The organism is Actinosynnema sp. (assembly GCF_052038725.1).
In genome coordinates this window covers 1-10,229 of the sequence record NZ_JBQGCX010000810.1, presented here as the reverse complement: position 1 = coordinate 10,229, position 10,229 = coordinate 1, and the positions used below count along the sequence as shown (strand labels likewise).

Here is a 10,229-nt window from a genome sequence, read left to right as displayed (position 1 = left end):
CTGCCCGCGACGACCTCGGCGGCGCGCTCGGCCTCGACGACCTCGGGCGCGCGCCCGTCCCGGTGGTGCAGCTCGGCCAGCACCCCGAGCAGGAACCCCAGGTCGCGCTCCAGCACGTCCTCGTCCGGCACCTCGCCGATCGGGTAGTGGAACCCGGCCACGGTGCCCGCCTCGTAGGCGGGGCCGAGCTGCGAGCGCCGGGCGTCCAGGGAGATCTCGGTGACCAGGTCGGGCCGCAGGTCCAGCAGGTCCCGCAACCGCTCCCTGGCGGCGGCCGTGCTCCGCCTGAGCTCGTCGTGCGGCAGCGGGTGGAGCTCATCGTTCTCCCAACTGGTCGCGCCCTTGCCGAGGTTCAGGTAGGCGCCGTCGCCCTGGGCGTTGAACAGGTAGACGAGGTACCAGCCCTTGGTGGCCGAGGGCGACCTGCTGTGCGAGTAGACCCGCGCCCACGGGATCTCGCTCTTGCGGCCGGTCCCGTCCCGCGCCTCGACCCGCAGGTCGCCGATCGGCTCCGGCAGCTCCGCGTCCAGCCGCTCGACCCGCGCCCTCAGCCAGCGCGTGATCCCGTCGCGCACCAGCTTGCCGCGCTCCTGCATCTCGACGGTGTTCTCCTGGCTCCACACCGGCTGGAGCTGCAACACGCCCTGTAGCAAATCCCGCACGGTTGAACCATAAGCGCGTCACCACATCGGCGGGCCCATCCACGCACCGCGCACCCCCCTCCCCGCCCGCGCCTTCCCCACCACCCACCCGGTTGACCAGTGCCACAGCCGCGTTCACGTCGTGTCCCCGAAGTGCGCTATCCCACCCCGCTCACCCCCCGCGCCCGCGCCGCGCCGCCACTACGCTCGTGATCGTGACGGCCCACCTCTACCTCGTGCGGCACGGCCAGACCGCTTGGTCCGAGAGCGGCAGGCACACCGGGATCTCCGACGTGCCCCTCACCACCCACGGCGTTCAGCAGGCCAGGCGCGCGGGCGCCGTCCTGGCCAGGCTGCGCGGAACCGACCTTCCCCCCGCCCTCGCGCTGTGCTCCACCCGCGAGCGCTCCTGGCGGACCGCCGAGCTCGTCGGGCTCGACGCGGAGAAGACCGAGGCGCTCGCCGAGTGGGACTACGGCGACTACGAGGGCCTCACCACCGAGCAGATCCGCGAGCAGGTCCCCGGCTGGACGGTCTGGACGCACCCCTGCCCGAACGGCGAGACCGCCGAGCAGGTGCGCGACCGGGCCGCGCTGGTGGTCGACGAGGCCCGCGCCGGGTTGCGCAAGGGCGACGTCGTGCTCGTCGGCCACGGGCACTTCACCCGCGCGGTCATCGCCACCTGGTTGGGGCTCGGGCCCGAGGACGGGGTGCGGTTCGCGCTCGACCCGGCGGGCATCGCGGTGCTCGGGGACGAGCGCGGGACGCCCCAGGTGCGGTCGCTGAACGTGCCCGCCTGGGAGCTCGCGAGCGACTGACCCGCGGTGGCGCTGCGGCGGGGACGGCCCCACCGCGGCTGCCGCGTGCATGTCGGGAAGCTCACGGAGCGCTCAACCGCCTCCGCACGAACGGCGGAACAGTCACCCTCTGCCGGCGCGCCTCACCCAGCGGTACGACTACCAGTGCCAGTACAGCGCGAGCGTCGAGCTGAACCCGGCCGCGGTGCTCATCATCGTGCTGTTCAGCCTGGCCTTCGGCGCGATCGCGGTCGTGTCCACGTAACGCCTCTTCACGAAGGCGGGTCGCGAGGGCCGGCTCGCGCTCGTGCCGATCTGCAACACCCTCACGGTGCTGCGAACGGCCAGCAGGGCGGCTGCCCGCCCCAGCACTGACCGGACCCACCGCACGACCCCGCCGAACCGGCCGCGCGGCGCCCCTCGAGGGCCAAACGCCTCAGCGCCGCAAGCCCACCGCCCCGTACGACACCGCCTCGACGCCGAACTCCGGCTCGTCGCCCTCCCGCCGCCACTTGGACGACAGCACCAGCCCCGGCTCCAGCAGCTCGAACCCGTCCAGCAGCACCTCGACCTCCGCCTTGGTCCTCGGCGTGAGCGGGTGCGCGTCGGTCGCCACCCCGAGCAGCTTGTCCACCACCTCCGGCTGGAAGTCCGCGGTGAGGTGGGTGAACACCAGCAGGCTGCCCGCCGCCATCACGTCCCGGTACCCCGCCACGACCCGCTCCGGCCGGTCGGCCGCCACCAGGCACGGCAGGATCGCCACCATCAGCACCGCGACCGGCGCCGTCAGGTCCAGCAGCTCGCGGCACTCCGGGGAGGCCAGCACGGCGGCCGGGTCGCGGACGTCGGCCTCGGCCATCGCCACACCGGCCCGACCGCGCAGCATCGCGCGGGCGTGCGCGACGGTCGCGGGCTCGTTGTCCACGTAGACCACGCGGCAGTCCGGGTCGACCTCGTGGGCGACCTCGTGCACGTTGCCCGCCGTGGGGATGCCGGACCCGAGGTCGAGGAACTGCCGGATGCCCCGCTCCAGGCACAGCTTCACGGCGCGCCGCAGGAACGCGCGGCCGTGCTGCACCATCGCGTCGGCGGGCACCTCGCTGACCGCGCGGAGCGCGAACTCCCGGTCGACGGCGAAGTTGTGCGCGCCGCCAAGGTAGTAGTCGTACAGCCGAGCCGCGTTCGGACGGTCCCGGTCGTCCGACACCGGTCTCGGGGAGTTCTGCACAGCGCACCTCACCCTGCCTGGACTGCGAAGCGGCGCGAACGCCTGCGAAACCGTATCCGGGCTACTCCGTTCGTGTCCATCCGCCAATCGTGAACACGAAGGGTGATTGCTGCTGGTCCAAGGGGGCTAACCACTCGTCCGAGGGTCACCCCGCAGGGCCTTGATCCCCCGGTTGGAAGATCGACAACTCGCAGCTCAGGGCCCCGAGTGCCGCGCCTGGAACTCCCTGTAACAGCCAACGACGTGAGTCAGCGGAAATGCGACACACAACACCGAACGGGGGAAACGAGCACGCGACTCCGGGTGAGGGGGAATCGGGCCGCGCACACCCCGCAACCGGGCACGCGGCCCCGAGCGCGGAGGGAACGCGGGCCCGGCCCCGACCGGGCGCGCGGGCACGATCCCCACCGGACGCGCGGCACGACGAGCGGCCCAGCGGACGCGACCCGGACACCGGCCGGGCGACCGGGAGCCGCAGAGCAGGCAGACCTCCGCGCGCGCAGCCACCGACCGACGGCGATCACCAGTCGGCGGCTCCCCGATCGGGCGAACCCCGGCGCACCGCCGCCGCAGGCGATCGGCACGGCTTCGGGAAGCCGATGCCCCCACCGCCGCCTCGCGACCGCCCACCGGCGCGCCACCCCGAGCACCCCCGGACGCGCCGGAGCGGCGGGCCCCCAGGGGTCCCGCCGCTCCGCCTCACCTCCGGGTCACCCGCCGAGCCGGGGCCCGGCGGTCACCCGCGCGATCACACGCCCGCGTACTGCCGGATCCACGACCGGTACTGCCCGACCGCCGTGTAGTTCGACACGCTCGACCGGTCGCTCGTCGAGGCCACGCCGACCTGGTAGTACTTGCCGTCCACCGGGCTCGTCGCGAACATCGGGCCGCCCGAGTCCCCGCCCGCCGCGATGCCGTTCACCCGGCGCACCGAGATCGCGACGCCGCCCCGGTAGTCCCGCCCGTTCACGGTCGACACCCGCGTGTCCGCGACCTTCAGGTACCGCGACTGGCAGTTGATCTCCGGCTGGTTGGTGCAGGTCGCGCCCCAGCCGTACAGCTGCACGGTCTGCCCGTTCACCACGGCCGCGTTGGTCCCCAGCGGCGAGTAGGTGGCGGTCACCGAGCGGTCCAGCTTCGCCAGCGCCAGGTCGACCGACGGGTGCTGGATGATCTGCGTCGCGGTCGCCACCGTGCCGCCGCTGCTCTGGTCCAGGCTGCCGATGCGGAAGGTGTAGGTCGCCGAGCTGGCCACGCAGTGCTGCGCGGTCAGGATCCAGGTCGGCGCGATGATCGTGGCCGAGCAGTTCTCCCGGCCGTTCGCGAACAGGCGCGCCGCCCACGGGGCGTTGCTCGCGGTGCCGCCGCCGATGATGGCGGGCGAGAGGTCGTCGGGCGCGGGGGCGGCGGAGGCCGCGGGCGCGATGGCGGTCACGGCCAGTGCCGCCAGGAGCGCGGCGCCGGTGCTGATGGCCGCGGACAGGGCGCGGGGCAGTCGCATTGAGTCACCTTCGGACGCAGGGGCGGTTGCAGGGGGTGGCGAAATCGCCACGCACAGCATCACCCGTCACGGTGAGTCGTCCAACCCCCCGATCGTCGGCGGGCAACCAGACGATCTGCGGGGGTCGGACGTCCCAACCGGCGTGCCCCTAGTCGTCGTCCGACTCGTGCAACCCGAGCGCCCACCCGCGCGCCGCGTTCGTGAAGAGCAGGTAGATCACCCCCACGACGTAGACCCCGATCAGCGCTCCCCAGAGCTGCCTGCCGGAGGGCCCGTACATGTACCAGGCGACCCCGAGCAGGAGCAGCTGGACGACGAGCGCGGGGGTGCGGCCCCAGCCTTTGCCCAGCGCAAGGCCCACGCCGACCGCGACGACGCCGGAGCAGAGCACCGCGAAGTACGCGGCCTCGCCGAGCACCGGCCCGCGCGCCCCCTCGGGCGCGAACGACCGCACCACGAGCGCGATCGCGAAGCCGAGGCCGACCAGTCCTTGCACGACCGTGAGCGCCCCGGCCGCGCGCACGGCGCCGGGTACCCCCCGTTCCACCATCACGCTGGCCCTTTCCTCACCGTGCGTACTCGTCACGGATCGTAGGCCACCCGGTTGGCGAGTCCCGTTCGGCCGTCCGGCAGGCGAAGATCAAGGGGTCTCTTCGGCGAGCCGACGGTCGGGTCGGGGTGCACTTGTCGAAAAGCACGGCAGCACGTCAGGGAGGAGCGCCGCGGCCGGCCGGTGACCGGCCGCAGAAGATGAGATGGGCCACTTTCGTGCGCGTCAAGACCTCTCATTGGGGGAAGGACTCCCGATGCCGGGTCACGACCTGTCCTACGCTTCAGGGGTGCGCGCACTACTGGTGGTCAACCCACAGGCGACGGCGACTACGCCCGCCGGCAGGGACGTGCTCGCGCACGCGCTCGCCAGCGAGGTGAAGCTCGACGTCGTCGAGACCGACTACCGGGGGCACGCGGCCGACGCCGCCGCTCGCTCCGTGGTGGAGGGCTACGACCTGGTCGTGGCCCACGGCGGTGACGGCACCGTCAACGAGGTCGTGAACGGCGTGCTGCGAGGCGGCGCCGACCGACCGCTGCCGATGCTGGGCGTGGTGCCCGGAGGGTCGGCCAACGTCTTCGCGGGCGCGCTCGGGCTGCCCCGCGACCCGGTCGAGGCGACCTACCGCCTGCTCAAGTCCGTCGAGCACGGCACGAGCCGCCGCGTCGGCCTCGGCCGAGTGGCCTCGGCGGGCGGCAGCGAGGACCACGACCGCTGGTTCACCTTCAACGCGGGCGTCGGCTGGGACGCCGACGTCGTCGCGGGTGTCGAGGAGCAGCGCGCCAAGGGCCGCGTCGCGGGCCCCGTCCTGTACGCGCGCACCGCGCTGGCCAGCTACTTCAGCCAGCGCAGGCACGAGCCCGCGCTCACCGTGCAGATCCCCGGCGAGCCCGTCTTCGAGGACATGCGCCTGGCCTTCGTGTCGAACACCGACCCGTGGACCTACCTGGGCGACAAGCCGCTGCGGCTGAACCCGAGCACGTCCTTCGACGGCGATCTCGGCCTGTTCGCGCTGCACGGCCTCGGATTGCCCACGGTTCTCCGCTACTTGACGCATCTTCTCGTCACGGACGGGAATCCCAAGGGCGAGAACCTGTTGCGCCGGGACGATGTTGCGTACATTCGGGTGACGAGTCAGGAGCCGGTCAACCTCCAGGTCGACGGTGACCTGCTCGGGACCTGCACCGAGGTGGAGTTCACCTCGGCGCCGGGCGTGCTCACGGTGGCCGTGTGACCGTGGCGTGACCACTACGCCACCCAAACGCGATTTTCCTCACGAGAGAGCCGCCACGCACTGAAAGCCCAGGTGAACGCGGCCGATCTTTCGGGTGAGTTCACTCACCGGGTTGGATCTAACCTCTTGACATCCCGCGCGTTCGTGAAAGCATTCACAAGCACCCCAAAACCGACCGCTGACGAGTGGCGTGCCTACGAGCGCGCCATAGCTGAGGAGTAGTTCCAATGGACTGGCGCCACCGCGCGATCTGCCGCGACGAGGACCCGGAGCTGTTCTTCCCCGTGGGGAACAGTGGTCCTGCGCTCCTGCAGATCGCCGAGGCGAAGACCGTGTGCCGCCGCTGTCCCGTCGTCTCCGACTGCCTCGCGTGGGCGCTCGAGAGCGGCCAGGACGCGGGCGTGTGGGGCGGGATGAGCGAGGACGAGCGTCGTGCGCTCAAGCGCCGCAACGCTCGGACCAGGGCTCGCAGCAACGCCTGATCGGCAAGCCTCGAAACACAGCACCACAGCTCAGCACCGAAGCAAGACCAGCCCGCGCGACGGCTCGAAGCCCGCGCAGGGCGAAGCAGGACAGCACGACCAGGCGGCAGCCCGAAGCACTGCCGCCGCCCGTGAGGCACAGGTCAGCGCGGTAGGACCGCGACCTGCGAGCCCACCGGAAGCTAGCTCGAAGGGCCCGACACCGTGCCAGGTGTCGGGCCCTTCGGCCTTGTTGCACACCCTCCCGCATGACCACGTGACCACCCCTGAGGAAGGCCGTCACGTGTGCACGAGCAGTAGTCTAACGCCGCGCCCTGAGGGGCACTCGCAGGACCGCCTCAGTACCGCCTCGGGGCCTGCGGCGCAAGCTCAAGGAGCCTCTCAATTCGGACTCGACGAGGGTCCGGACGATCTGCAGGCCGAGCCGGTCCGTGCGCTCCAGGGAGAAGCCCTGCGGGAGTCCGCGCCCGTCGTCGCAGATCAGGACGTCCAGCCACTTGGCCGACCGCTCGGAGTGCACGACCACCTCACCGCGCTGGCCGGGGCTGTACGCGTGCTCGAACGCGTTCTGCACCAGCTCGGTCAGCACCATCACCAGCGGCGTCGCCAGCTCGGCCTGCACGATGCCGAACTTCCCGTCCCGGCGCACCACGACCTGCGACTCGGTGGCCGCCACGTCGCTCATCATCGGGATGACCTTGTCGACCACGTCGTCCAGGTCGACCCGCTCGTCCACGGACATCGACAGCGTCTCGTGCACGAGCGCGATCGAGGTGACCCGGCGCACCGACTCGGCGAGCGCCTCCCTGGCCTCCTCGCTGGAGGTGCGGCGGGACTGGAGCCGCAGCAGCGCGGCCACGGTCTGCAGGTTGTTCTTCACCCGGTGGTGGATCTCGCGGATCGTGGCGTCCTTGGACATCAGCGCCCGGTCGCGCCTGCGCACCTCGGTGACGTCCCGGCACAGCACCAGCGCGCCCGCCGCGCTGCCCCTCGGCCGCAGCGGCAGCGCCCGGAACAGCACCGCCGCGCCGCGCCGCGACTCGGCCTCGATCCGCATCGACGGCTGCCCGTCGAGCGCGGCCCTGATCCGCTGCGCCACCTCGGTGGCGTCGAACGGGTCGCCGATCAGCGAGCGGGTCAGCGGGGCGAGGTGCACGCCGATCAGGTCGGCGGCGTGGCCCATCCGGTGGTAGGCCGACAGCGCGTTGGGGCTGGCGAACACCACGGCGCCGGACGAGTCCAGGCGCACCAAGCCGTCACCCACGCGCGGGCTGGTGTGCACGTCCGGTGACGGCTCGGTGGTGGGGAACGTGCCGTCCGCGATCATCTGGCACAGGTCGGCGGCGGACCCCAGGTAGGAGATCTCCAGCGGGCTGGGCACGCGCGGCACGGCCAGGTTCGTGTTGCGGCTGAGCACGGCGATGACCTCGCTGCCCAGCCGCACCGGGATGGCCTCGCGGCGCACCGGCACGCCCAGGTGCCAGCGGGGGTCCTCCTCGCGGCAGATCCGCACCTCGACGATCGCGCGGCGCAGCTGCGGGTGCTCGTCCACCGGGACGGTGCTGCCGACGACGTCCTCGGGGTGGGCGGTCGGCGCCGTGGTCGGGCGGGCCTGCGCGACGCACAGGAACGTGCCGTCGTCCAGCGGCACCCACATCAGGAAGTCGGCGAACGACAGGTCGGAGAGCAGCTGCCACTCGGCGACCACGAGCTGCAGGTGGTCTGCGGCGACCCCGGACAGCTTGGTGTGCTCGGCGAGCAGGTCGGTGAGCGTGGACAGGTTGTGCTCCTAACTCGACCACCGCGGTGAGGTCGGCTCCCGCTCCACGGCCGCCCTGCGACACGCGGTGCGAACGGGCTCTGCCAGCCATCCAACCACGGTTCGGCGACCGTGCCGCCGGCGGTCAGGTGACGCCGTGTCACACTTGGGTGAAGCACTGTTAGCTGGAGGAGAACCCCATGTCGAAGCGTGCCCGCAAGCGTCGTGACCGCAAGAAGGGCGGCGCCAACCACGGGAAGCGCCCCAACGCCTGAGGTCGCTGACCTGGCACAAGGCCCCGGAGACCTGGTCTCTGGGGCCTTCGGCGTTCTCGGGGCCGCGCGGGGCGGCCCGGTCCGGTCCGCGCGGCCGTCCGGGGACCGCGCGGGGGCCGGTGGTCAGTCCGCGGACGCCCTCGGGGCTCCGGGGATCGTCGTCGTGGCGGTCGTCACCTCGACGTCGACCCGGCGGACCTCGGTGACGACGCCGTCGGCGCCCTCGTGCGAGGCCGTCGTCTCCCGAACGGTGCTCTCGCGGACCGTCACGGTCTCCCGGATGCGCGCCCGCAGCCTGGCCTTCAGCTCGTCGGGGGCGAGGTCGCCGCCGCACTTGCGGGCGAGCAGCGCCTTGAGGTGCTCCTCCAGCCCGTACTCCTCCAGGCAGGGGTGGCACTCGTCCAGGTGCGTGGCCAGCAGCTCCCTGCGGGCCTGGTCGCACTCCTGGTCGAGGAACAGCCACACCTCCGACAGCACCTCGGAGCAGTTGGTCTCGTGGTGCTCGCCGCAGCTCATCGTCCCGCCACCTCCTGCTGACCGCCGCGCAGGAAGCCGCGCTCGCGGGCGGTGTCGGCCAACTGCTCGCGGAGCTGCCTGCGTCCCCGGTGCAACCGGGACATCACGGTGCCGATCGGGGTGCCCATGATGTCAGCGATCTCCTTGTAGGCGAAACCCTCCACGTCCGCCAGGTAGACCGCGATGCGGAACTCCTCGGGAAGGCGCTGCAGCGCCTCCTTGACGTCGGTGTCGGGCAACCGGTCCATCGCCTCGACCTCCGCCGAGCGCAGCCCGGAGGAGGTGTGGCTCTCCGCCTGCGCCAGCTGCCAATCGGTGATCTCGTCCGTCGGCTGCTGGAGCGGTTGGCGCTGCTTCTTGCGGTAGCCGTTGATGTAGGTGTTGGTGAGGATGCGGTACAGCCAGGCCTTGAGGTTCGTGCCCTCGGAGAAGGACGCGAACGCGGCGTAGGCCTTCAGGTACGTCTCCTGGACCAGGTCCTCCGCGTCGGCCGGGTTGCGCGTCATCCGCAGCGCGGCCGAGTAGAGCTGGTCGAGCATCGGCATCGCGTCGCGCTCGAACCGCGCCGCCCGCTGGTCAGCCGTCTCCTCGCCGTGCGCCTGGCCACGAGGTGTGGCCCCGTTCTCGGCGGCCTGCGCTCGCGCTGCTGGTGGCACAGCTCTCCCCGTGTTCGCGGCTGTCTGGGACGCGTTCGAGGATACGCGGCGGTCACCGGGGCGGCAGAGCGCCGACCCGCGCGGGGGCCGGGCCTTCGCCTGCCTGCCGACCTGCTGCTCCATCACCTCTGCTGCCACGCCGTGGTCAACGCGGTGGCGGGGCGCGGCATTCCCCGGCTAGGGTCCGCGCCCATGGCCAGGCCCGCGACCGGTACCCCCGCCACGTTGCTGCTGAGCAAGCAGAAGGTGGCCTTCGAGCTGCACTCCTACGAGCACGACCCGCGCCACGAGTCCTACGGGATGGAGGCGGCCGAGGCGCTCGGGGTCGCGCCGGAGCGGGTGTTCAAGACGCTGGTGGCCGAGGTCGACGGGAAGCTCGCGGTCGGCGTGGTGCCGGTCACCGGGCAGCTGAACCTGAAGGCGCTCGCGGCGGCGCTGGGCGGCAAGAAGGCGCAGATGGCCGATCCCGCCCGCGCCCAGCGGGCCACGGGCTACGTGCTCGGCGGCATCTCCCCGCTCGGTCAGCGCACGGCGCACCCGACGGTCGTCGACGAGACCGCCTGGCTGTTCGACACGGTGCTCGTCTCGGG

General features: G+C 72.1%; 12 protein-coding genes. 5 read left to right on the top strand and 7 right to left on the bottom strand.

The features are described from left to right. Nucleotides 1–662: MrcB family domain-containing protein (locus ACTUAL_RS16720; protein WP_440900919.1), on the bottom strand; the 662-nt coding region annotated here is incomplete at its 3' end. Nucleotides 663–856: 194 nt separating this feature from the next. Here ACTUAL_RS16720 and ACTUAL_RS16715 point away from each other — a divergent pair. Continuing rightward, nucleotides 857–1,459, top strand: a complete 603-nt coding sequence (locus tag ACTUAL_RS16715; protein WP_177154446.1) for a histidine phosphatase family protein — start codon at nucleotides 857–859, stop codon at nucleotides 1,457–1,459. A 415-nt stretch (nucleotides 1,460–1,874) separates the two neighbouring features. Here ACTUAL_RS16715 and ACTUAL_RS16710 read toward each other — a convergent pair whose 3' ends face one another. From ACTUAL_RS16710 to ACTUAL_RS16700, 3 genes are all read right to left on the bottom strand, one after another. Continuing rightward, entirely contained in the window at nucleotides 1,875–2,666 is a 792-nt protein-coding gene (locus tag ACTUAL_RS16710) for an SAM-dependent methyltransferase (protein ID WP_096496897.1), read from the bottom strand. Between the two features lie 748 nt (nucleotides 2,667–3,414). Then, nucleotides 3,415–4,167, bottom strand: coding sequence for a S1 family peptidase (locus ACTUAL_RS16705; protein ID WP_096496898.1), 753 nt, complete (start codon nucleotides 4,165–4,167; stop codon nucleotides 3,415–3,417). Nucleotides 4,168–4,315: 148 nt separating this feature from the next. Next, the gene (locus ACTUAL_RS16700) at nucleotides 4,316–4,717 is read right to left on the bottom strand and encodes a hypothetical protein (RefSeq protein WP_440900920.1); all 402 of its coding nucleotides are present in this window, start codon (nucleotides 4,715–4,717) and stop codon (nucleotides 4,316–4,318) included. Nucleotides 4,718–5,006: 289 nt separating this feature from the next. On the opposite strand from ACTUAL_RS16700, the gene ACTUAL_RS16695 reads away from it, so the two are divergent. Together ACTUAL_RS16695 and ACTUAL_RS16690 are read left to right on the top strand one after the other, a co-directional pair. Then, nucleotides 5,007–5,951 carry a diacylglycerol/lipid kinase family protein gene (locus ACTUAL_RS16695; protein ID WP_096498093.1) on the top strand — a complete coding sequence of 315 codons (945 nt, stop codon included), beginning with the start codon at nucleotides 5,007–5,009 and terminating at the stop codon, nucleotides 5,949–5,951. Nucleotides 5,952–6,178: 227 nt separating this feature from the next. Next, on the top strand, nucleotides 6,179–6,433 hold the full coding sequence (locus ACTUAL_RS16690; protein WP_015104912.1) for a WhiB family transcriptional regulator: 255 nt from the start codon (nucleotides 6,179–6,181) through the stop codon (nucleotides 6,431–6,433). 301 nt (nucleotides 6,434–6,734) lie between these two features. Here ACTUAL_RS16690 and ACTUAL_RS16685 read toward each other — a convergent pair whose 3' ends face one another. After that, entirely contained in the window at nucleotides 6,735–8,213 is a 1,479-nt protein-coding gene (locus tag ACTUAL_RS16685; protein ID WP_096496899.1) for a PAS domain-containing sensor histidine kinase, read from the bottom strand. Nucleotides 8,214–8,392: 179 nt separating this feature from the next. Between ACTUAL_RS16685 and ACTUAL_RS16680 the strand changes: the two genes are divergently transcribed. Then, on the top strand, nucleotides 8,393–8,467 hold the full coding sequence (locus ACTUAL_RS16680; protein ID WP_096498094.1) for a 50S ribosomal protein bL37: 75 nt from the start codon (nucleotides 8,393–8,395) through the stop codon (nucleotides 8,465–8,467). A 123-nt stretch (nucleotides 8,468–8,590) separates the two neighbouring features. Here ACTUAL_RS16680 and rsrA read toward each other — a convergent pair whose 3' ends face one another. Further along, the gene (gene rsrA / locus ACTUAL_RS16675) at nucleotides 8,591–8,983 is read right to left on the bottom strand and encodes a mycothiol system anti-sigma-R factor (RefSeq protein ID WP_440900918.1); all 393 of its coding nucleotides are present in this window, start codon (nucleotides 8,981–8,983) and stop codon (nucleotides 8,591–8,593) included. Then, complete coding sequence (locus tag ACTUAL_RS16670; protein ID WP_015804979.1) at nucleotides 8,980–9,639, bottom strand: sigma-70 family RNA polymerase sigma factor; 660 nt, start codon at nucleotides 9,637–9,639, stop codon at nucleotides 8,980–8,982. Before ACTUAL_RS16670 ends, rsrA begins: the two co-directional genes overlap by 4 nt. A gap of 192 nt (nucleotides 9,640–9,831) precedes the next feature. Here ACTUAL_RS16670 and ACTUAL_RS16665 point away from each other — a divergent pair. Beyond that, nucleotides 9,832–10,229 (top strand): aminoacyl-tRNA deacylase (locus tag ACTUAL_RS16665; protein WP_440900917.1); only part of this gene is annotated, 398 nt, incomplete at its 3' end.